Genomic DNA, 21,177 nt, shown 5'->3' on the forward strand with positions numbered 1-21,177 from the left:
TGACGGGCCTCGTGGGAGCCCTAATTCCCCCACAATAGCCGCACACAAAAAAGCAAGGTGGCACGGAGATCCGTGCCACCTTCGCAGGAGATCGTGTCCGGCGTCATCCCAGGTACGGGCGGATCGCCTCCATGGCCCGCTGCGTCACCTCTTCGACCGGCCCGGTCGCGTCGACGCCCACGAGGATGCCCTCGTCGACGTAGTACGAGACCAGCGGCGCGGTCTGCTCCTGGTAGACCTCCAGGCGGTGCCTGACGGTCTCTTCCTTGTCGTCGTCCCGCTGGAACAGCGCGCCGCCGCAGGCGTCGCACTTGTCGTCCTTCTTGTCGTCGAACTCCACGTGCCAGATACGGCCGCACTGACTGCACGTGCGCCGCCCCGCCAGCCGCCGGACGACCTCGTCGTCGTCCACGACCAGCTCCAGCACCAGGTCGAGCTCCAGACCCCAGTCCTTGAGCATGTCGCGCAGGATCTCCGCCTGCGCGACGTTCCTCGGGAAGCCGTCGAGCAGGAACCCGTCCTGCGCGTCGTCCTCGGACAGTCGGTCGCGGACCATGGCGATGGTGACCTCGTCGGGCACGAGATCGCCACGGTCCATGTAGGTTTTGGCCAGCTTGCCGAGGTCCGTGCCGCCCGAGACGTTGGCACGGAAGATGTCACCTGTCGAGATCTTCGGGATGGACAGGTTCGATGCGATGTACTGGGCCTGTGTCCCCTTACCCGCTCCGGGGGGCCCGACGAGAACGAGACGCACTACCGCAGGAAACCTTCGTAGTTACGCTGCTGGAGCTGGCTCTCGATCTGCTTCACCGTGTCCAGGCCGACACCAACCATGATCAGAATGCTCGTCCCTCCGAACGGGAAGTTCTGGCTAGCCCCGGCCACCGCCAGCGCGACGATCGGGATCATGGAGATCAGACCCAGATAGAGCGCGCCGGGCGCGGTCAGACGGGTGAGCACGAAGTTCAGGTATTCAGCCGTCGGACGGCCGGGACGGATGCCCGGAATGAACCCACCGTACTTCTTCATGTTGTCGGCGACTTCAGCGGGGTTGAACGTAATCGACACGTAGAAGTACGTGAAGAAGACGATCAGCACGAAGAACGTGATCATGTAGACCGGGTGGTCGCCCCTGACCAGGTACTGGGAGATCCACTGCACGACCGCGTTGTTCGACGTCGGGAAGAGCGAGGTCAGCAGCTGCGGCAGGTAGAGCAGCGACGAGGCGAAGATGACCGGGATGATGCCGGCCTGGTTGACCTTCAGCGGGATGTACGTCGAGGTGCCGCCGTACATCCTGCGGCCCACCATGCGCTTGGCGTACTGGACCGGGATGCGGCGCTGCGCCTGCTCGACGAAGACCACTGCCGCGATCATGAAGACACCGACGACCAGGACCACCGCAAAGGTGAACTTGTTCGCCTGGAAGATGTTGGTCAGCTCGGACGGGAAGACCGCGACGACCTGCGTGAAGATCAGGATGGACATGCCGTTGCCGACGCCGCGGTCGGTGACGAGCTCACCGAGCCACATGATCACCGACGTGCCGGCCGTCATGATGATGACCATCGTGACGATGCCGAAGATGTTGTCGGGGTCGCGCAGGACGGGCTGCTGGCAGTTGGGGAACAGCTGGCCGGACCGCGCGAGCGCGATGAAGGCGGTCGACTGGAGGACGCCGAGGCCGATGGTCAGATAACGCGTATACTGCGTGATCTTGGCCTGACCCGCCTGGCCTTCCTTCTTGAGAGCCTCAAGACGTGGAATCACCACGACGAGCAGCTGGAGAATGATGCTCGCGGTGATATACGGCATAATGCCCAGCGCGAACACCGACAGCTTCAGGAGCGCACCACCACTGAACAGCTGCACCATCCCATAGATGTTGCCGGTGGCTCCGTTACGGGCCTGATCGAAACAGGCCGCCAGGTTCTGGACGTGAACTCCCGGAGTCGGAAGAACCGAGCCGAGACGGAACAGCGCGATGATGCCCAGGGTGAAGAGCAACTTCTTGCGCAGGTCCGGTGTCCGGAACGCCCGGGTAAACGCGGTCAGCACGGTCCCTCCTGCGCGCCTTTATGGCGATGTGAGTATGCGGTGGTGCGGGGATCTGCCATGTCAAGTCTCAAGTCAAACGAGCCGGACAGAATCCTGCCGCCTCGCCGAACTCTAACGCACTAAGGGCGTGGGGGCCCATTGTCGGAACCCCCACGCCTCGTCATAGCGGAGCTACAGCTCGGTAACGGAACCACCGGCGGCGGCGATCTTCTCCTTCGCGGCGGACGAGAAGGCGTGAGCCGTAACGTTCACAGCGACGGAGATCTCGCCGGTGCCGAGCACCTTCACGAGCTGGTTCTTGCGAACGGCGCCCTTGGCCACCAGGGCCTCGACGGTGACGTCGCCACCCTCGGGGAACAGCTCGCCGAGCCGGTCCAGGTTGACGACCTGGTAGGTCGTCTTGAACAGGGCGTTGGAGAAGCCCTTGAGCTTCGGCAGACGCCTCTGCAGCGGCACCTGGCCACCCTCGAAGCCGAGGGGAACCGTGGTACGGGCGTGGCTGCCCTTGGTGCCGCGACCGGCCGTCTTGCCCTTGGACGCCTCGCCACGACCCTTGCGGATCTTGGACTTGTTGGCACCCGGAGCAGGACGCAGGTCGTGAATCTTGAGCGGAGCCTTGTCAGTCATGACTAGTCGACCTCTTCCACCTCGACGAGGTGCGTCACCACGGACACCATCCCGCGAATCTCGGGACGGTCCTCCTTGACGACGACATCGCCGATTCGCTTCAGGCCAAGCGAACGCAGCGAGTCACGCTGGTTCTGCTTGCCACCGATCTTCGAGCGAACCTGAGTGATCTTCAGGCGTGCCATGACTAGCTCACCGCCTTCGCGGCCGCGGCCTCGGCGATGCCCTCGCGCTGAGCCTTGAGCATGCGGGCCGGAGCCACGTCCTCGATCGGCAGGCCACGGCGGGCGGCGATCTCCTCGGGGCGGGAAAGGCCCTTCAGAGCCGCCACGGTGGCGTGCACGATGTTGATCGGGTTGTCCGAGCCGAGCGACTTGGACAGCACGTCATGGATGCCGGCGCACTCCAGGACCGCGCGCACCGGGCCACCGGCGATGACGCCGGTACCGGCCGACGCCGGACGCAGGAAGACGACACCGGCCGCCTCCTCGCCCTGCACGGTGTGCGGGATGGTGCCCTGGATGCGGGGCACCTTGAAGAAGTGCTTCTTGGCCTCTTCGACGCCCTTGGCGATGGCCGCGGGGACTTCCTTGGCCTTGCCGTAACCGACGCCGACCAGGCCGTTGCCGTCACCGACGACGACGAGGGCGGTGAAGCTGAAGCGACGACCACCCTTCACGACCTTGGCCACTCGGTTGATCTTCACTACGCGCTCGATGTACGAGACGCCCTTGTCGGCGGCGCCACCGCGGCGATCGTCACGACGGTCCCGCCGCTCGCCACCGGTGCCGCCACCGCGACGCGGAGCTGCAGCCATCAGTGGTTCCTCTTCTCAGTTGCCATCAGAATTCCAGCCCGCCTTCGCGGGCGCTGTCCGCCAGGGCCGCGATGCGACCGGCGTAGCGGTTGCCACCGCGGTCGAAGACGACCTTGGTGATCCCGGCTTCCTTGGCCCGCTGAGCGAGGAGCTCGCCGACCTTCTTGGCCTTCTCCGTCTTGTCGGCCTCGAGGGTGCGCAGCGAGGCGTCCATGGTGGAGGCGCTCACCAGCGTGTGACCGACGGAGTCGTCCACGATCTGGACGAACATGTGACGGGTCGAGCGGTTGACGACCAGGCGCGGACGCTCGGCCGTACCGACGACGAACTTGCGGACGCGGCGGTGACGGCGAGCCCGCGAGACGGTGCGGGCAGCCGTGTGCTTGCTGAACGCAGTCTTCGGAGCCATGCCTACTTACCAGCCTTTCCGACCTTGCGGCGGATCTGTTCGCCCTGGTAACGCACGCCCTTGCCCTTGTACGGGTCAGGCTTGCGCAACTTGCGGATGTTGGCCGCGACCTCGCCGACCTTCTGCTTGTCGATGCCGTCCACGTGGAACAGGGTCGGCTTCTCGACGCGGAAGGAGACACCCTCGGGGGCGTCGACGATGACCGGGTGGCTGAAGCCCAGCGAGAACTCCAGCTGCGTCGGGCCCTTGGCCTGAACGCGGTAACCGACGCCGACGATCTCCAGGGACTTCGTGTACCCCTGGGTGACGCCCTGCACCATGTTGGCGATCAGCGTCCGGGACAGGCCGTGCAGCGCACGGACCTTGTTCTCGTCGTTGGGCCGGGAGACGGCGATGGCGCCGTCGTCGTCACGACCGACCGTAATCGGGTCCGCGACCGTGTGAGAAAGCGTGCCCTTCGGGCCCTTGACCTGGACATCCTGGCCGGTGATCGTGATGTCTACGCCACTGGGCACAGGGATGGGCAGCCGTCCGATTCTCGACATGCTGTGATTCCTCCCCTCTACCAGACGTAGGCGAGGACTTCGCCGCCCACGCCACGCTTGCCGGCCTGCTTGTCAGTCATGAGACCGGCGGACGTCGAGATGATCGCGACGCCCAGCCCGCCCAGGACTCGAGGCAGGTTGTCCTTCTTCGCATAAACCCGCAGACCGGGCTTGGAAACCCGGCGCAGGCCCGCGAGCGAACGCTCACGGGTAGGCCCGAACTTGAGCTCCACCACGAGGTTCTTTCCGACCTTGGCGTCTTCGACGGCCCAGGACTGGATGTAACCCTCCTGCTGGAGGATCTCGGCGATGTGCGCCTTGATCTTCGAATACGGCATCGACACGCTCTCGTGGTACGCCGAGTTCGCATTGCGCAGACGCGTCAGCATGTCTGCGATGGGGTCGGTCATCGTCATGGCCAGTGGCCTTCCTCGCCGCGGTTTCCAGTCGGCCAAGCAGCGCTCTGCCGGTGGACCTTCGGCGCGGTCATGGACGCAAAGCGTCCTGTCTTCTTCTGAACATGGACCCAGGGGGACGACGCGGGGCCGCCCCCCAGAGTATCTACCAGCTCGACTTGGTGATGCCGGGCAGCTCGCCCCGGTGCGCCATCTCGCGGAAGCACACGCGGCACAGACCGAACTTGCGGTACACCGCGCGCGGACGACCGCAACGCGAGCACCGGGTGTAGGCCCGGACCTCGAACTTCTGCTTGCGCCCCGCCTTGGCGATCAGCGACTTCTTCGCCATTGGATCAGGCCTCCTTGAACGGGAAGCCGAGGAGCTTCAGCAGCGCCCGGCCCTGGTCGTCGTTCGTCGCGGTGGTCACGACCGTGATGTCCATGCCCCGCGGGCGGTCGACCTTGTCCTGGTCGACCTCGTGGAACATGACCTGCTCGGTCAGACCGAACGTGTAGTTGCCGTTGCCGTCGAACTGCTTCGGCGACAGGCCGCGGAAGTCCCGGATACGGGGCAGCGCCAGCGCCAGCAGGCGGTCGAGGAACTCCCACATACGGTCGCCGCGCAGCGTGACGTGCGCGCCGATCGGCATGCCCTCACGCAGCTTGAACTGCGCGATGGACTTGCGCGCCCGGACGACGGCCGGCTTCTGACCGGTGATCGCGGTGAGGTCGCGTACGGCGCCTTCGATGAGCTTGGAGTCGCGAGCCGCCTCACCGACACCCATGTTGACCTTGATCTTGGTCAGGGCCGGGATCTGCATGACGTTCTCGATGCCGAACTGCTCGCGAAGCTGGGCCGCGATCTCCTCGCGGTACTTCGTCTTGAGTCGCGGCGTCGGGCGCTCGGTCTCAGTGGTCGTGGCGGTCATCAGCTGTCCTCACCCGTCTCCTCGGCCTTGTCGGCCTTCTTGTCGGCGGGCTTCTCGTCCTTGAGCTTCTTCACGTTGGACACGTGGATGGGGCCCTCCATCGTCTGCACGCCGCCGGTCTTGGCGCCACGCGGACCCTGGAGAGACTCCTTGGTGTGCTTCTTGATCATGTTGACGCCCTCGATCACCACGCGGTCCTCGCGCGGGAACGTGGCGATGACGTGACCCTTGGCACCCTTGTCCTTGCCGGCGATGACCTGAACCAGGTCACCCTTCTTCACATGCAGCTTCGGCATTACAGCACCTCCGGGGCGAGCGAGATGATGCGCATGAACTTCTTGTCGCGCAGCTCGCGGCCCACCGGGCCGAAGATACGAGTGCCACGAGGGTCACCGCTGTCCTTGATGATGACGGCGGCGTTCTCGTCGAAGCGGATGTAGGAGCCGTCGGGCCGGCGGCGCTCCTTGACCGTGCGGACGACGACGGCCTTGACCACGTCGCCCTTCTTGACGCCCGTGCTGCCCGGCAGCGCGTCCTTGACAGTGGCGACGATGATGTCGCCGATACCGGCGTAGCGTCGGCCCGAGCCACCGAGAACACGGATGCAAAGGATTTCCTTCGCACCAGTGTTGTCGGCGACCTTGAGCCGCGACTCCTGCTGGATCACTTGAACTCCTGTTAGTCGCGCCGGTTCTCATCTCTGAGCCTGGCGGAACCTGTCGTTGTCTTGTTCCCACGGCCACAGTCCACGAAGGGGCCGCACCGCAGGCGACGCGAGGCCCGGAGGACCTCGCGTCCTTGGACGCCGTCATGGGGGCCCTGAGGCCCCCACGAGGCGCGGTATATCCGAGAAGAGCCTTACTTGGCCTTCTCGAGGATCTCCACGACCCTCCACCGCTTGGTGGCGGAGAGGGGGCGGGTCTCCATGAGCAGCACGCGGTCGCCGACGCCGCAGGCGTTGGCCTCGTCGTGTGCCTTGTACTTGGTCGTACGGCGGATGACCTTGCCGTACAGACGGTGCTTGACGCGGTCCTCGACGGCGACGACGACGGTCTTGTCCATCTTGTCGCTGACGACCAGGCCCTCACGGACCTTGCGGAAGTTCCGCGCGTCGTTCGCCTCGGTGGTTTCGGTGGTCTCGGTCTCAGCCATCGCTCGTCTCCTTCTCGACCGTGACGATGCCGAGCTCACGCTCGCGCATCACGGTGTAGATACGGGCGATCTCGCGGCGGACGGCGCGCAGCCGCCCGTGGCTCTCCAACTGACCGGTCGCTGCCTGGAAGCGGAGGTTGAACAGCTCCTCCTTGGCTTCCTTGAGCTTCTGGACCAGGGTGTCCTGGTCCTCCACTCGCAGCTCGCCGGCGGTCAGGCCCTTAGCCATCACGCCTCACCCACTTCACGCTTAACGATCTTGCACTTCATCGGCAGCTTGTGGATCGCCCTGGTGAGCGCCTCACGCGCGACCGACTCCGCCACGCCGGACAGCTCGAACATCACGCGTCCGGGCTTGACGTTGGCGATCCACCACTCCGGCGAACCCTTACCGGAACCCATGCGGGTCTCGGCCGGCTTCTTGGTGAGCGGACGGTCGGGGTAGATGTTGATCCACACCTTGCCGCCACGGCGGATGTGACGGGTCATGGCGATACGAGCGGACTCGATCTGGCGGTTGGTCACGTAGGAGTGCTCAACAGCCTGAATGCCGAACTCGCCGAACACGACCCTGGTGCCGCCCTTGGCGGCTCCGCTGCGGTCAGGCCGGTGCTGCTTGCGGTGCTTGACCCTGCGCGGGATCAGCATGGTCAGCTCCCTTCAGCACCCGGCTGCGCAGCCGGGCCGGTCTCAGGGGCAGCCTGCGAAGCTGCCTCGGTACGGGGGGCGCGGTCGCCACGGCCGCCACCACGACGCGGACGGTCACCGCCGCCACGACGCGGACGGTCGCCGCCGCCACCACGACGGTCGTCACGCTCGCGACGCTGACCGGCACGAGCGCCGGCGGCAGCCGCCTCACGCTCGGCGCGGCTGGTCGGAGCTTCGCCCTTGTAGATCCAGACCTTCACGCCGATGCGGCCGAAGGTGGTACGGGCCTCGTAGAAGCCGTAGTCGATGTCCGCGCGAAGGGTGTGCAGCGGCACGCGACCCTCACGGTAGAACTCCGACCGCGACATCTCGGCGCCGCCCAGACGACCGGCGCACTGGACACGGATGCCCTTGGCGCCGGACTTCATGGCCGACTGCATCGCCTTGCGCATGGCGCGGCGGAACGAGACACGGCTGGACAGCTGCTCGGCGACACCCTGAGCGACGAGCTGGGCGTCGATCTCCGGGTTCTTGACCTCGAGGATGTTGAGCTGGACCTGCTTCTTGGTCAGCTTCTCGAGGTCGCCGCGGATGCGGTCCGCCTCGGCGCCGCGGCGGCCGATCACGATGCCCGGACGCGCGGTGTGGATGTCCACCTGCACACGGTCCGTGGTGCGCTCGATCTCGACCTTGGAGATGCCGGCCCGCTCCATGCCCTTCTGCAGCATGCGGCGGATCGCCACGTCCTCGGCGACGTACGACTTGTACAGCTTGTCGGCGTACCACCGGCTCTTGAAGTCGGTCGTGATGCCGAGGCGGAACCCGTGCGGGTTAACCTTCTGGCCCACTATCGGGTCCTTCCCTTCGGCTCGCGGGATTCCACGATCACGGTGATGTGGCTCGTCCGCTTGTTGATCCGATAGGCGCGACCCTGTGCACGCGGGCGGAACCGCTTCAGCGTCGGGCCCTCGTCGACCCAGGCGCGGCTCACGACGAGCGTGCTGGGGTCGAGGTTGAAGTTGTGCTCGGCGTTCGCCATGGCGCTGCTGAGCACCTTGTAGATCGGCTCGCTCGCCGACTGGGGAGCGAACTGCAGCACGGCCTGCGCCTCCGAAGCGGGCAGCCCGCGAATAAGGTCCACCACGCGGCGGGCCTTGAGGGGCGTGACACGGACGAACCGCGCCTGAGCCCTGGCTTCCATCGCTTACTCCTCTAAATGCTTCTGAAGGCGTCTATCGCCGGCTGCGCCGGTCTTCCTTGACGTGGCTGCGGAACGTCCGCGTGGGGGCGAACTCTCCGAGCTTGTGGCCGATCATCGACTCGGTGACGAACACCGGGACGTGCTTGCGGCCGTCGTGCACGGCGATCGTGTGCCCGAGCATGTCGGGAACGATCATGGAGCGCCGCGACCACGTCTTGATGACGTTCTTGGTGCCCTTTTCGTTCTGGGCGTCCACCTTCTTCTGAAGGTGGTCGTCCACGAAGGGACCCTTCTTAAGGCTACGTGGCATTTCGGCTGCTCCTACCGCTTCTTCCTCTTGCTCCGACGACGGATGATCAGCCGGTCGCTGGACTTGTTGGCCTGGCGGGTGCGGCCCTCGGGCTTGCCCTTCGGGTTCACCGGGTGGCGACCGCCGGACGTCTTGCCCTCACCACCACCGTGCGGGTGGTCAACGGGGTTCATGGCGACACCACGGACGGTCGGGCGCTTGCCCTTCCACCGCATACGGCCGGCCTTGCCCCAGTTGATGTTGGCCTGCTCGGCGTTGCCGACCTGGCCGACCGACGCCCGGCAGCGCACGTCGACCATGCGCATTTCACCGGACGGCATACGCAGGGTGGCGTACTGGCCTTCCTTGGCGAGCAGCTGGATCTGGGCGCCCGCGGAACGACCGAGCTTGGCGCCGCCGCCCGGACGGAGCTCCACCGCGTGGATGAAGGTACCGGTCGGGATGTTGCGCAGCGGCAGGCAGTTGCCCGGCTTGATGTCGGCAGCGGGGCCGTTCTCGATTCGGTCGCCCTGCTTGAGGCCGGTCGGCGCGATGATGTAGCGCTTCTCACCGTCGGCGTAGTGGAGCAGAGCGATGTTGGCGGTGCGGTTGGGGTCGTACTCGATGTGAGCGACCTTCGCCGGGATGCCGTCCTTGTCATGCCTACGGAAGTCGATGATCCGGTAGGCGCGCTTGTGTCCGCCGCCCTGGTGGCGCGCGGTCACCCGGCCGTGTACGTTCCGGCCGCCCTTGCTGTGAAGGGGCGCAAGCAGCGACTTCTCGGGAGTGCTGCGGGTGATCTCGGAGAAGTCCGAGACACTCGACCCGCGGCGACCCGGGGTCGTCGGCTTGTACTTACGGATGCCCATCTTTTTCGTTCATCCTTCGTCGGTTACATGGGCGAGCCCGCCGCACCGAAATGCGACGGTCTCGTCCCTCGCAGACCTTTCGGTCCGCTTCCTATCTATGGCGCTGCTAGCCGATCTGACCGAAGATGTCGATCCGATCGCCCTCGACCAGGCTCACGATCGCGCGCTTGGTGTCGGGACGCTTGCCGAAACCGGTGCGGGTGCGCTTGCGCTTGCCCGTCCGGTTGATGGTGTTCACGCTGGTGACCTTGACCCCGAAGATCTGCTCAACGGCGATCTTGACCTGGGTCTTGTTCGCGGTCTTCTTCACCAGGAACGTGTACTTGTTGTTCTCATCGATCAGGCCGTAGCTCTTCTCAGAGACGACCGGCTTGATGATGATGTCGCGCGGGTCGGCGATCTTCTCCATCAGGCGTCTTCCTTCCCGCCCTGGCTCAGCCGCGCGACGACCTGGTCGTACGCCTCCTGGGTGAAGACCACGTCGTCGTGCACGAGCACGTCGTAGGTGTTGAGCTGCCCGGCGTCCAGCAGGTGGACCTCGGGAGCGTTACGCAGGCTCATCCAGGTCAGCTCGTCGGCCTCGTCGACGACGACGAGCACGCGGGGAGCCTGAGTGATCTTGCGCAGGGCGTCCAGGGCAGCCTTGGTCTTGGGGGTCTCCCCCGTCACCAGCGTGCTGACCACGTGGACGCGACCGCCACCGGCCCTGTCGGACAGGGCGCCGCGGAGCGCGGCGGCCTTCATCTTCTTGGGCGTGCGCTGCGAGTAGTCACGCGGCACGGGCCCGTGGACGGTGCCACCGCCGGTGAACTGCGGCGCGCGGGTCGAGCCCTGACGGGCGCGGCCGGTGCCCTTCTGCCGGTACGGCTTCTTGCCGCCACCGCTGACCTCGCCACGGGTCTTGGCCTTGTGGGTGCCCTGCCGGCGAGCGGCGAGCTGGGCCACGACCACCTGGTGGATCAGCGGAACGTTGACCGTCGTGCCGAAGACGTCTTCGGGCAGTTCGACGGTGCCGGCCTTGGCGCCGCTGGCGTCGAGGACGTCAATAGTGGTGCTCACTTGGCAGCCCCCTTCTTGGCAGCGGTGCGGACGAGGACCAGGCTGCCGTTCGCGCCGGGGATCGCACCCTTGATCAGGATGAGACCGTTCTCGGCGTCAACGGAGTGAACCTTGAGGCTCTGCACAGTGGTGCGGACGTTACCCATCCGACCGGCCATGCGCAGGCCCTTGAATACGCGGCCCGGGGTGGCGCAGCCACCGATGGAACCCGGCGAGCGGTGCTTGCGCTGCGTACCGTGCGACGCGCCCAGACCACCGAAGCCGTGCCGCTTCATGACACCGGCGAAGCCCTTGCCCTTGCTCTTGCCCGTCACGTCGACGAACTGGCCGGCCTCGAAGGTGTCGGCCAGCAGCTCCTGGCCCAGGGTGTAGTCGCTCGCGTCGTCGGTGCGGATCTCCGCGAAGTAACGGCGCGGGGTGATGTCGTGCTTACGCAGGTAGTCGCCGAGCGGCTTGTTGACCTTCCGGGGGTCGACCTGCCCGAAGCCGAGCTGAACGGCGGAGTAGCCGTCCTTCTCTGCGGTGCGGACCCGGGTCACCACGCACGGACCGGCCTCGACCACGGTCACCGGAACCATCCGGTTGTCCGCGTCGAAGACCTGGGTCATGCCGAGCTTCTTGCCCAGGACGCCCTTGATCGTCTTAGCCATGTCAGTGCGTTCCCTCAGAGCTTGATCGAAATGTCGACACCCGCGGGGAGGTCGAGCCGCATGAGCGAGTCAACCGTCTTGGGGGTCGGGTCGATGATGTCAATCAGCCGCTTGTGCGTGCGCATCTCGAAGTGCTCGCGGCTGTCCTTGTACTTGTGCGGCGAGCGGATGACGCAGTACACGTTCTTCTCGGTCGGCAGCGGCACCGGGCCCGCGACCTTCGCGCCAGTCCGCGTCACCGTCTCGACGATCTTCTTGGCCGAGCTGTCGATGACCTCGTGGTCATAGGCCTTAAGCCGGATGCGGATCTTCTGTCCCGCCATAGTGGCCTCGGTGTCCTTCGCTGTCGTCTGAAAAAGTATCGTGCGGCCTTGTGCCGCTGTGTTGCTGCAGGTCTGACCCTGCGTGACCCCACGAGACAGACACTGTTGATCTGTCTTTTCTTCCGTGATCCGGCAGTTACTTCGGTCACTATGGCCGAAGCGACTGCTGGATCACGGCGCTTTACGCGAGGCCCTGACGCGGTACGGCGGTCGGCCCTGAATGTGGGGCCGACCGCCGCCCCGACGGTCGAGCTACTTGATGATCTTCACAACCCGGCCGGCGCCGACGGTGCGGCCACCCTCACGGATCGCGAACTTGAGGCCTTCCTCCATGGCGATGGGCTGGATCAGCTCAACGCGCATTTCGGTGTTGTCGCCCGGCATGACCATCTCGGTGCCCTCGGGGAGGTTCACCACACCGGTCACGTCAGTCGTACGGAAGTAGAACTGCGGGCGGTAGTTGTTGAAGAACGGCGTGTGGCGGCCGCCCTCGTCCTTGGACAGGATGTAGACCTGGCCGGTGAACTCGGTGTGCGGGGTCGTCGTGCCCGGCTTGATGATGCACTGGCCGCGCTCGACGTCGTCGCGCTTGATGCCGCGGAGCAGGAGGGCGGCGTTGTCGCCGGCGTGACCCTCGTCGAGCATCTTGTTGAACATCTCGATGCTGGTGACGGTGGTCGTCGTCTTCTCCGGCTTGATGCCGATGATGTCGACCTGCTCGTTGACCTTGACGATGCCGCGCTCGATACGACCGGTGACGACGGTGCCGCGACCGGTGATCGAGAAGACGTCCTCGACGGGCATGAGGAACGGCTTCTCCGTGTCACGGGGAGGCTCGGGGACGTTCTCGTCCACCGCGTTCATCAGCTCGATGATGCTGTCGGCCCACTTCTCGTCACCCTCGAGAGCCTTGAGGGCGGAGACGCGGACGACGGGCAGGTCGTCGCCGGGGAACTCCTGCGCGGACAGGAGCTCACGGACCTCCAGCTCGACGAGCTCGAGGATCTCCTCGTCGTCGACCATGTCGGCCTTGTTCAGCGCCACGACGATGTAGGGGACGCCGACCTGGCGGGCCAGGAGGACGTGCTCCTTCGTCTGCGGCATCGGGCCGTCGGTGGCGGCGACCACGAGGATCGCGCCGTCCATCTGAGCGGCACCGGTGATCATGTTCTTCACGTAGTCGGCGTGACCGGGGCAGTCAACGTGAGCGTAGTGACGCTTCTCGGTCTGGTACTCGACGTGCGCGATGGAGATCGTAATACCGCGAGCCTTCTCCTCGGGCGCCTTGTCGATCTTGTCGAACGGGGTCGCCTTGTTGAGCTCGGGGTAACGGTCGTGAAGCACCTTGGTGATCGCCGCGGTCAGCGTGGTCTTGCCGTGGTCGATGTGTCCAATGGTGCCGATGTTCATGTGCGGCTTAGTCCGCTCGAACTTGGCCTTGCCCACTGGTTCTCTCCTTGAGAATCTGACTGACTTGTCTACACACTCGGGCCCGGGAGATCCCAGACCCCTAGGCGGCGGGGTGGCTCGCACCACCCCGCCAGGGACCGGGAAGTTATTCGCCCCGGGCCTTCGCGACGATCTCCTTGGCGATGCCCGGAGGCACCTCCGCGTAGGAGTCGAACTGCATGCTGTAGCTCGCGCGCCCCTGCGTCTTGCTACGCAGGTCACCCACGTAGCCGAACATCTCAGACAGCGGCACGAGCGCCTGGACGACACGGGCGCCGGCCCGCTCGTCCATCGCCTGGATCTGCCCGCGGCGACCGTTGAGGTCACCGATGACGTCACCCATGTAGTCCTCGGGCGTGGTGACCTCGACGGCCATCATCGGCTCGAGAAGAACGGCGTCCGCCTTGCGCGCGGCCTCCTTGAAGGCCATCGAGCCGGCGATCTTGAACGCCATTTCCGAGGAGTCGACGTCGTGGGCGGCACCGTCGGTCAGCGTAACCTTCACGCCCACCATCGGGTAACCGGCCAGCACGCCGAACTCGGCGGCTTCCTGGGCGCCGGCGTCGACCGAGGGGATGTACTCCCTCGGGACGCGGCCACCGGAGACCTTGTTCTGGAACTCGTAACCGTCGTTGCCCTCGCCCAGCGGCTCCAGGTCGATGATCACCCGCGCGAACTGACCGGAACCACCGGTCTGCTTCTTGTGGGTGTAGTCGACCTTCTCCACCTTGCGGCGGATGGTCTCGCGGTAGGCCACCTGCGGGCGGCCCACGTTGGCCTCGACCTTGAACTCGCGGCGCATACGGTCGACGAGGATCTCCAGGTGAAGCTCGCCCATGCCCCAGATGACCGTCTGACCGGTCTCCTCGTCACGACGGACCTGGAAGGACGGGTCCTCCTCGGCCAGCCGCTGGATGGCGGTGGACAGCTTCTCCTGGTCACCCTTGGTCTTGGGCTCGATGGCGACGTTGATGACCGGAGCCGGGAACGTCATCGACTCGAGCACGACCGGGTTGGCCGGGTCGGCAAGGGTGTCGCCGGTCGTGGTGTCCTTCAGACCCATGACGGCGACGATCTGACCGGCGATCGCCTGCGGGCGCTCTTCGCGCTTGTTGGCGTGCATCTGGTAGATCTTGCCGATCCGCTCCTTCTTGCCCTTCACCGAGTTCACGACCTGTGAACCGGTGTCGAGGGTGCCGGAGTAGATGCGGATGTAGGTGAGCTTGCCCAGGTGCGGGTCGCTGGCGATCTTGAAGGCCAGCGCGGAGAACGGCTCGGCCGGGTCCGCGTGACGCTCGATCACCTTCTCCTCGTTGCCGACCGCGTAACCCTTGAACGCCGGGATGTCGGTCGGGGCGGGGAGGTAGGCGACGATCGCGTCGAGCAGGGGCTGAACGCCCTTGTTCTTGAACGCGGTGCCGCACAGCACCGGGTTGATGGCGCTGCTCAGCGTGGCGCGGCGGATGGCCGCGACCAGCTGCTCCTCGGTGGGCTCGGTGCCCTCCAGGAAGAGCTCCATCAGCTCGTCGTCGTTCTCGGCGACCGTCTCGATGAGGCGGTCACGCCACTCGCGGGCGGCGTCGGCGTGGTCGGCCGGGATGTCGACGGTGTCGTACATCTCGCCCTTGGCCGCGTCGGCGCTCCAGATGAGCCCCTTCATCTTGATGAGGTCGATGACGCCCTTGAAGTCGGCCTCGACACCCCACGGAAGCTGGATCACAGCGGGGGTCGCGCCCAGGCGGCTGACCATCATCTCGACGCAGCGGTGGAACTCCGCGCCGACACGGTCCATCTTGTTCACGAAGCAGATGCGCGGGACCTCGTACCGGTCAGCCTGCCGCCACACCGTCTCCGACTGCGGCTCGACACCGGCGACACCGTCGAACACGGCGACGGCACCGTCGAGGACGCGGAGCGAGCGCTCCACTTCGATGGTGAAGTCGACGTGACCCGGAGTGTCGATGATGTTGATGGTGTGACCGGTCCACTCACAGGTCGTCGCGGCAGACGTGATCGTGATGCCGCGCTCCTGCTCCTGCTCCATCCAGTCCATGGTGGCAGCGCCCTCATGGACTTCACCGATCTTGTAGTTGATACCGGTGTAGAACAGGATGCGCTCGGTCGTGGTGGTCTTGCCCGCGTCGATGTGGGCCATGATCCCGATGTTGCGGACCTTGGCCAGGTCAAGAGCGGTCGTAGCGGCCACTTTAACTCGCGTCCTCGTCGTCTCGTCGAACCCGCCGGGTTACCAGCGGTAGTGGGCGAAGGCCTTGTTGGACTCGGCCATCTTGTGGGTGTCCTCGCGCTTCTTGACACTCGCCCCGAGGCCGTTGCTGGCGTCGAGGAGCTCGTTCATGAGGCGCTCGGTCATGGTCTTCTCGCGGCGGGCGCGGGAGTACTGCACCAGCCAGCGCAGGGCCAGGGTGGTGCTGCGCGCGGCGCGCACCTCGACCGGCACCTGGTAGGTCGCGCCACCGACACGGCGGCTGCGGACCTCGAGGGTGGGCTTGACGTTGTCAAGCGCGCGCTTGAGGGTGACGACCGGGTCGTTGCCCGTCTTCTCCCTGCAGCCTTCGAGGGCGCCGTAGACGATCGACTGCGCGATGGAACGCTTGCCGTCGAGGAGCACCTTGTTGATCAGGGCGGTCACCAGCGGCGAGCTGTAAACCGGGTCAGACATGAGCTGACGACGGCCAGGAGAACCCTTACGAGGCATTGTTAGCTCTTCTCCTTCTTCGCGCCGTAGCGGCTGCGGGCCTGCTTGCGGTTGCGGACACCCTGGGTGTCGAGCGAACCGCGGATGATCTTGTAGCGAACACCAGGCAGGTCCTTCACACGACCGCCACGCACGAGCACGATGGAGTGCTCCTGCAGGTTGTGGCCCACACCGGGGATGTAAGCCGTGACCTCGATGCCGTTCGTGAGCCGAACGCGGGCCACCTTGCGCAGTGCCGAGTTGGGCTTCTTCGGGGTCGTGGTGTAAACGCGCTGGCACACACCGCGCCGCTGCGGACTCCCCTTGAGGGCAGGAGTCTTGGTCTTGGAGACCTTGTCCTGCCGGCCCTTGCGGACCAACTGCTGAATAGTGGGCACTGCCACTCCGTTTCGTGCCTTGGCCGGTGTTACGTCATTGGGTCTTGCATTTCGCAGGTACTGCCGGTGTCATGACCTGCTGGTTTTCCTCGTCCCGGCGCCCCCGCGGTCGGGCGTGTCGCGCTATTCACACAGACACACCCACGGAGACTTGCGAGCCTGAGAGTCCAGCCGACGCTCTCCCTATGGATATGAGCGCACAGCCGAAAGCCCGCTAGAGACGGGCACGATGCTCAAGACTACCCAGGCCCAGCCGACACGTCAAAACGGCACGGCAACGCCTGTCGGCCTCGCCGCTCCGTGCCACCGGGGCCTGTCTCATCCAGCCCATCCGAAGCGCCGCGGTAATGGTACCGGGCCTGGGGACCGACGTGTGCCGATTCGCCGGGGAGCCCCCCAACCGGCCCACAGACCGTCCGGCCGGCGGACCGTCTCCCCCGGGCCCGCCCCACCCCCACAGGGCGTCTGGGAGCGTCCACGGCAGCGCGTACGGCCGCAAAAGCGCCGCGCCCGGGCCTCTTCGGACAGAGACCCGGGCGCGGCGCCTGCGAACTGCTAGCGGTTGTACTGACCGAAGTCGTACTCCTCCAGCGGGACGGCCTCGCCGCTGCCCGTGCCGAAGGTGTAGTCGGCCGCGGAACCGTCGTAACCGCCGACGGTGTACATGGCGGCCTTGGCCTCCTCGGTCGGCTCGACCCGGATGTTGCGGTACTGGGGCATGCCCGTACCGGCCGGGATGAGCTTACCGATGATGACGTTCTCCTTCAGGCCCAGGAGCGAGTCGGACTTGGCGTGGATCGCCGCGTCCGTCAGGACCCTGGTCGTCTCCTGGAAGGAGGCCGCCGACAGCCACGACTCGGTGGCCAGCGACGCCTTCGTGATGCCCATGAGCACCGGACGGCCCGCGGCCGGCGAGCCGCTCTCGGCCACCGTCTCACGGTTCATCTGCTCGAAGCGCGGACGCTCCACCAGCTCACCGGGCAGCAGGTCGGTGTCACCGGACTCCAGCACGTTCACGCGCTTGAGCATCTGCCGCACGATGATCTCGATGTGCTTGTCGTGGATCGACACACCCTGCGACCGGTAGACCTGCTGGACCTCGGCCACCAGGTGCAGCTGCACGGCCCGCGGGCCGAGGATGCGCAGCACCTCGTTGGGGTTGACCGCACCGGCGATCAGCTGCTGGCCGACCGTCACGCGCTGACCGTCCTGGACGAGCAGGCGCGAACGCATCGAGACCGGGTAGGCGATCTCCTCCGACCCGTCGTCGGGGGTGATGACGATCTTCCTGGTCTTGTCGGTCTCGTCGATCCTGGCCCGGCCCTCGGCCTCGGAGATCGGGGCGACACCCTTGGGGATGCGCGCCTCGAACAGCTCCGTGACACGGGGCAGACCGTGGGTGATGTCGGCGCCGGCCACACCACCGGTGTGGAACGTACGCATCGTCAGCTGCGTGCCGGGCTCACCGATCGACTGGGCGGCGATGATGCCGACCGCCTCGCCGACGTCCACGAGCTTGCCGGTGGCCAGCGAGCGGCCGTAGCAGGTCGCACAGACACCGATCTTGGCCTCGCAGACGAGCGCGCTGCGGGTGCGGACGGTCTCGACGCCGGCCTCGACCAGCTTCGTCACGTGGATGTCGTTGATGTCGACACCCGCCGGGACGATGACCTTGCCGTCGACCTCGACGTCCTCGGCCATGATGCGGCCGTGCACGTTGGACTCGGCGTTCTCCGCCTTGACCAGGTTGCCCGACGCGTCACGCTCGCCGACGTGCAGCGGGACCGCGCGGTCGGTGCCGCAGTCGATCTCACGCACGATGACGTCCTGGGCGACGTCCACCAGACGACGGGTCAGGTAACCCGAGTCGGCGGTACGCAGGGCGGTGTCGGCCAGACCCTTCCGCTGACCGTGGGTGGAGATGAAGTACTCCAGCACCGACAGTCCCTCGCGGAACGAGGCCTTGATCGGCCGCGGGATCGTCTCGCCCTTGGTGTTGGACACCAGGCCACGGATACCTGCGATCTGCCGGACCTGCATCTTGTTACCACGGGCGCCCGAGTTGACCATCATCCAGACCGGGTTGGTCGCCGGGAAGGCGTTGACCATGTCGGTCTCGACGTCGGCCGTGGCGTGGGTCCAGATCTCGATGAGCTCCTGGCGGCGCTCCTCGTCGGTGATCAGACCACGCTCGTACTCGCGCTGGACCTTGTCGGCCCGGCGCTCGTAGTTCTCCATGATGTCGGTCTTGTTCGGCGGCGCGACGACGTCCTCGATCGAGATCGTGACGCCGGAGCGGGTCGCCCAGCGGAAGCCCGCGTCCTTGAGCGCGTCGAGCGAGTTGGCGACCTCGACCTTGGGGTAGGTGTCGGCCAGCTCGTTCACGATCGTGGACAGCTGCTTCTTGCCCACCTGGAAGTTGACGAACGGGTAGCTCTCGGGGAGCGTCTGGTTGAACAGGCACCGCCCGAACGTCGTCTCCAGCCGGATCGGGTCACCCTGCTCCCAGCCCTCCGGAGCGACCCAGTCGCGCGGCGGCAGGACGTCCTTGACCCGGATCTGGATCTTCGCCTGGATCTCCAGCTCGCGGCGGTCGAAGGCCATCTGCGCCTCGGCGATCGAGCCGAACACGCGGCCCTCGCCGATCGCGCCTTCCTTGTGGGTGGTCAGCCAGTAGAGGCCGATGACCATGTCCTGGGTGGGCATCGTCACGGGCTTGCCGTCGGCCGGCTTGAGGATGTTGTTGGTCGAGAGCATCAGGATGCGTGCCTCGGCCTGGGCCTCAGCCGACAGCGGCAGGTGCACGGCCATCTGGTCGCCGTCGAAGTCCGCGTTGAAGGCGGTGCAGACGAGCGGGTGGATCTGGATGGCCTTGCCCTCGACCAGCTGCGGCTCGAACGCCTGGATGCCCAGACGGTGGAGCGTCGGAGCGCGGTTGAGCAGCACCGGGTGCTCGGTGATGACCTCTTCGAGCACGTCCCACACGACGGGGCGGGCGCGCTCGACCATCCGCTTGGCCGACTTGATGTTCTGCGCGTGGTTGAGGTCCACGAGCCGCTTCATCACGAACGGCTTGAACAGCTCCAGCGCCATCTGCTTGGGCAGACCGCACTGGTGCAGCTTGAGCTGCGGGCCGACGACGATGACCGAACGGCCGGAGTAGTCGACTCGCTTGCCCAGCAGGTTCTGGCGGAACCGACCCTGCTTGCCCTTCAGCATGTCGCTGAGGGACTTCAGCGGCCGGTTGCCGGGGCCGGTCACCGGGCGACCGCGACGGCCGTTGTCGAACAGCGCGTCGACGGCCTCCTGGAGCATCCGCTTCTCGTTGTTCACGATGATCTCGGGGGCGCCGAGGTCGAGCAGACGCTTGAGGCGGTTGTTCCGGTTGATGACCCGGCGGTACAGGTCGTTGAGGTCGGAGGTCGCGAACCGGCCACCGTCGAGCTGCACCATCGGGCGCAGGTCCGGCGGGATGACCGGGATGCAGTCGAGCACCATGCCGCGCGGCGAGTTGGTCGTGCTCAGGAACGCCGACACGACCTTGAGCCGCTTGAGGGCGCGGGCCTTCTTCTGGCCCTTGCCGCTGCGGATGGTCTCGCGCAGGTTCTCGGCCTCGGCGTCGAGGTCGAAGCTGATCAGACGGTCCTGGATCGCCTGCGCGCCCATGCCGCCCTTGAAGTAGCGGCCGAAGCGGTCGCGCATCTCGCGGTAGAGCAGCTCGTCGCCCTCGAGGTCCTGGACCTTGAGGTTCTTGAAGCGGCTCCAGACCTCGTCGAGCCGGTCCAGCTCGCGCTGGGCACGGTCGCGGAGCTGGCGCATCTCGCGCTCGGCGCCCTCGCGGACCTTGCGCCGCTGGTCGCCCTTGGCGCCGGCGGCCTCCAGCTCGGCCAGGTCGGACTCGAGCTTCTTCTGCCTGGACTCGACGTCGGCGTCACGGCGCTGCTCGATGTGCTGCCGCTCGACGGAGATCTTCGCCTCCAGCGAGGGCAGGTCACGCTCACGCATGTCGGTGTCGACGTGCGTGATCATGTAGGCCGCGAAGTAGATGACCTTCTCCAGGTCCTTCGGGGCCAGGTCGAGCAGGTAGCCGAGGCGCGACGGCACGCCCTTGAAGTACCAGATGTGCGTGACGGGCGCGGCCAGCTCGATGTGGCCCATCCGCTCACGACGCACCTTGGCCCGGGTCACCTCGACGCCGCAGCGCTCACAGATGATGCCCTTGAACCGGACGCGCTTGTACTTGCCGCAGTAGCACTCCCAGTCGCGGGTCGGACCGAAGATCTTCTCGCAGAAGAGTCCGTCCTTTTCCGGCTTGAGAGTCCGGTAGTTGATGGTCTCGGGCTTCTTGACCTCGCCGTGCGACCACTGACGGATGTCGTCGGCGGTCGCAAGACCGATCCTGAGCTCGTCGAAGAAGTTGACGTCTAGCATTGTGTGCGATCTCCCCCTCAGACTTCTTCCACGCTGCTCGGCTCACGCCGGGACAGATCGATACCGAGTTCCTCCGCCGCGCGGAAGACGTCCTCGTCGGTGTCGCGCATCTCGATGGACATGCCGTCGCTGGAGAGCACCTCGACGTTGAGGCACAGCGACTGCATTTCCTTGATGAGGACCTTGAAGGACTCCGGAATGCCCGGCTCGGGGATGTTCTCGCCCTTGAC

The 21,177-nt window shown here is 66.0% G+C and carries 29 protein-coding genes; all 29 read right to left on the reverse strand.

Annotated features, from left to right (window positions below; all coding sequences use genetic code 11):
* Nucleotides 1–103 precede the first annotated feature (103 nt).
* Complete coding sequence (locus ABT158_RS40470) at nucleotides 104–754, reverse strand: adenylate kinase (protein WP_352327494.1); 651 nt, start codon at nucleotides 752–754, stop codon at nucleotides 104–106.
* On the reverse strand, nucleotides 754–2,058 hold the full coding sequence (secY, locus tag ABT158_RS40475) for a preprotein translocase subunit SecY (RefSeq protein WP_352362893.1): 1,305 nt from the start codon (nucleotides 2,056–2,058) through the stop codon (nucleotides 754–756). The genes ABT158_RS40470 and secY overlap by 1 nt, the downstream gene beginning before the upstream one ends.
* Before the next feature lie 171 nt (nucleotides 2,059–2,229).
* Nucleotides 2,230–2,685 carry a 50S ribosomal protein L15 gene (gene rplO, locus ABT158_RS40480; RefSeq protein ID WP_352327492.1) on the reverse strand — a complete coding sequence of 152 codons (456 nt, stop codon included), beginning with the start codon at nucleotides 2,683–2,685 and terminating at the stop codon, nucleotides 2,230–2,232.
* 2 nt (nucleotides 2,686–2,687) lie between these two features.
* On the reverse strand, nucleotides 2,688–2,870 hold the full coding sequence (rpmD, locus tag ABT158_RS40485; RefSeq protein WP_080043226.1) for a 50S ribosomal protein L30: 183 nt from the start codon (nucleotides 2,868–2,870) through the stop codon (nucleotides 2,688–2,690).
* A gap of 2 nt (nucleotides 2,871–2,872) precedes the next feature.
* Nucleotides 2,873–3,502: a 30S ribosomal protein S5 gene (gene rpsE, locus ABT158_RS40490; protein ID WP_049572667.1), complete on the reverse strand. Its 630-nt coding sequence runs from the start codon at nucleotides 3,500–3,502 to the stop codon at nucleotides 2,873–2,875.
* A 25-nt stretch (nucleotides 3,503–3,527) separates the two neighbouring features.
* A complete protein-coding gene (gene rplR / locus ABT158_RS40495) occupies nucleotides 3,528–3,911 on the reverse strand; it encodes a 50S ribosomal protein L18 (protein ID WP_125644663.1) in 384 nt (127 codons plus the stop codon).
* A 2-nt stretch (nucleotides 3,912–3,913) separates the two neighbouring features.
* Nucleotides 3,914–4,456: a 50S ribosomal protein L6 gene (rplF, locus tag ABT158_RS40500; RefSeq protein WP_352327491.1), complete on the reverse strand. Its 543-nt coding sequence runs from the start codon at nucleotides 4,454–4,456 to the stop codon at nucleotides 3,914–3,916.
* A 17-nt stretch (nucleotides 4,457–4,473) separates the two neighbouring features.
* Nucleotides 4,474–4,872 carry a 30S ribosomal protein S8 gene (gene rpsH / locus ABT158_RS40505; protein ID WP_125644666.1) on the reverse strand — a complete coding sequence of 133 codons (399 nt, stop codon included), beginning with the start codon at nucleotides 4,870–4,872 and terminating at the stop codon, nucleotides 4,474–4,476.
* Nucleotides 4,873–5,017: 145 nt separating this feature from the next.
* A complete protein-coding gene (locus ABT158_RS40510) occupies nucleotides 5,018–5,203 on the reverse strand; it encodes a type Z 30S ribosomal protein S14 (protein WP_020542298.1) in 186 nt (61 codons plus the stop codon).
* 4 nt (nucleotides 5,204–5,207) lie between these two features.
* On the reverse strand, nucleotides 5,208–5,783 hold the full coding sequence (gene rplE / locus ABT158_RS40515) for a 50S ribosomal protein L5 (RefSeq protein ID WP_352327490.1): 576 nt from the start codon (nucleotides 5,781–5,783) through the stop codon (nucleotides 5,208–5,210).
* Nucleotides 5,783–6,079 (reverse strand): 50S ribosomal protein L24, encoded by a 297-nt coding sequence (gene rplX, locus ABT158_RS40520; protein ID WP_502911609.1) that lies wholly within the window; start codon nucleotides 6,077–6,079, stop codon nucleotides 5,783–5,785. Before rplX ends, rplE begins: the two co-directional genes overlap by 1 nt.
* A complete protein-coding gene (gene rplN / locus ABT158_RS40525) occupies nucleotides 6,079–6,450 on the reverse strand; it encodes a 50S ribosomal protein L14 (RefSeq protein ID WP_090769698.1) in 372 nt (123 codons plus the stop codon). Before rplN ends, rplX begins: the two co-directional genes overlap by 1 nt.
* Nucleotides 6,451–6,641: 191 nt before the next feature.
* Nucleotides 6,642–6,935, reverse strand: a complete 294-nt coding sequence (gene rpsQ / locus ABT158_RS40530; protein WP_352327248.1) for a 30S ribosomal protein S17 — start codon at nucleotides 6,933–6,935, stop codon at nucleotides 6,642–6,644.
* Nucleotides 6,928–7,164, reverse strand: a complete 237-nt coding sequence (gene rpmC / locus ABT158_RS40535; protein WP_080047279.1) for a 50S ribosomal protein L29 — start codon at nucleotides 7,162–7,164, stop codon at nucleotides 6,928–6,930. The genes rpsQ and rpmC overlap by 8 nt, the downstream gene beginning before the upstream one ends.
* Nucleotides 7,164–7,583, reverse strand: a complete 420-nt coding sequence (gene rplP, locus ABT158_RS40540) for a 50S ribosomal protein L16 (protein ID WP_125644673.1) — start codon at nucleotides 7,581–7,583, stop codon at nucleotides 7,164–7,166. The genes rpmC and rplP overlap by 1 nt, the downstream gene beginning before the upstream one ends.
* Nucleotides 7,584–7,585: 2 nt before the next feature.
* Entirely contained in the window at nucleotides 7,586–8,431 is an 846-nt protein-coding gene (gene rpsC, locus ABT158_RS40545) for a 30S ribosomal protein S3 (RefSeq protein ID WP_352362898.1), read from the reverse strand.
* A complete protein-coding gene (gene rplV / locus ABT158_RS40550) occupies nucleotides 8,431–8,784 on the reverse strand; it encodes a 50S ribosomal protein L22 (protein ID WP_080043235.1) in 354 nt (117 codons plus the stop codon). Before rplV ends, rpsC begins: the two co-directional genes overlap by 1 nt.
* 31 nt (nucleotides 8,785–8,815) lie before the next feature.
* Entirely contained in the window at nucleotides 8,816–9,094 is a 279-nt protein-coding gene (gene rpsS / locus ABT158_RS40555) for a 30S ribosomal protein S19 (protein WP_030451498.1), read from the reverse strand.
* Between the two features lie 11 nt (nucleotides 9,095–9,105).
* Nucleotides 9,106–9,942 (reverse strand): 50S ribosomal protein L2, encoded by an 837-nt coding sequence (rplB, locus tag ABT158_RS40560; RefSeq protein ID WP_125644676.1) that lies wholly within the window; start codon nucleotides 9,940–9,942, stop codon nucleotides 9,106–9,108.
* Nucleotides 9,943–10,048: 106 nt separating this feature from the next.
* Complete coding sequence (gene rplW / locus ABT158_RS40565) at nucleotides 10,049–10,351, reverse strand: 50S ribosomal protein L23 (RefSeq protein WP_352327250.1); 303 nt, start codon at nucleotides 10,349–10,351, stop codon at nucleotides 10,049–10,051.
* Entirely contained in the window at nucleotides 10,351–11,001 is a 651-nt protein-coding gene (rplD, locus tag ABT158_RS40570; RefSeq protein WP_352362901.1) for a 50S ribosomal protein L4, read from the reverse strand. Before rplD ends, rplW begins: the two co-directional genes overlap by 1 nt.
* On the reverse strand, nucleotides 10,998–11,651 hold the full coding sequence (rplC, locus tag ABT158_RS40575) for a 50S ribosomal protein L3 (protein ID WP_138694761.1): 654 nt from the start codon (nucleotides 11,649–11,651) through the stop codon (nucleotides 10,998–11,000). Before rplC ends, rplD begins: the two co-directional genes overlap by 4 nt.
* A gap of 14 nt (nucleotides 11,652–11,665) precedes the next feature.
* On the reverse strand, nucleotides 11,666–11,974 hold the full coding sequence (rpsJ, locus tag ABT158_RS40580; protein WP_012887830.1) for a 30S ribosomal protein S10: 309 nt from the start codon (nucleotides 11,972–11,974) through the stop codon (nucleotides 11,666–11,668).
* A gap of 252 nt (nucleotides 11,975–12,226) precedes the next feature.
* Nucleotides 12,227–13,420 (reverse strand): elongation factor Tu, encoded by a 1,194-nt coding sequence (tuf, locus tag ABT158_RS40585; protein WP_352362904.1) that lies wholly within the window; start codon nucleotides 13,418–13,420, stop codon nucleotides 12,227–12,229.
* Between the two features lie 109 nt (nucleotides 13,421–13,529).
* Nucleotides 13,530–15,578 (reverse strand): elongation factor G, encoded by a 2,049-nt coding sequence (fusA, locus tag ABT158_RS40590; protein ID WP_502911610.1) that lies wholly within the window; start codon nucleotides 15,576–15,578, stop codon nucleotides 13,530–13,532.
* Nucleotides 15,579–15,668: 90 nt separating this feature from the next.
* Nucleotides 15,669–16,139, reverse strand: coding sequence for a 30S ribosomal protein S7 (rpsG, locus tag ABT158_RS40595; protein ID WP_043623423.1), 471 nt, complete (start codon nucleotides 16,137–16,139; stop codon nucleotides 15,669–15,671).
* Nucleotides 16,140–16,141: 2 nt separating this feature from the next.
* The gene (gene rpsL, locus ABT158_RS40600; RefSeq protein WP_020542315.1) at nucleotides 16,142–16,516 is read right to left on the reverse strand and encodes a 30S ribosomal protein S12; all 375 of its coding nucleotides are present in this window, start codon (nucleotides 16,514–16,516) and stop codon (nucleotides 16,142–16,144) included.
* Nucleotides 16,517–17,071: 555 nt separating this feature from the next.
* Entirely contained in the window at nucleotides 17,072–20,947 is a 3,876-nt protein-coding gene (locus ABT158_RS40605; RefSeq protein ID WP_352362909.1) for a DNA-directed RNA polymerase subunit beta', read from the reverse strand.
* 17 nt (nucleotides 20,948–20,964) lie between these two features.
* The coding region (locus tag ABT158_RS40610) for a hypothetical protein (protein WP_175600297.1) at nucleotides 20,965–21,177 on the reverse strand (213 nt) is incomplete at its 5' end.

Source organism: Nonomuraea sp. NPDC001636 (genome assembly GCF_040298265.1).
GTDB lineage: Bacteria > Actinomycetota > Actinomycetes > Streptosporangiales > Streptosporangiaceae > Nonomuraea.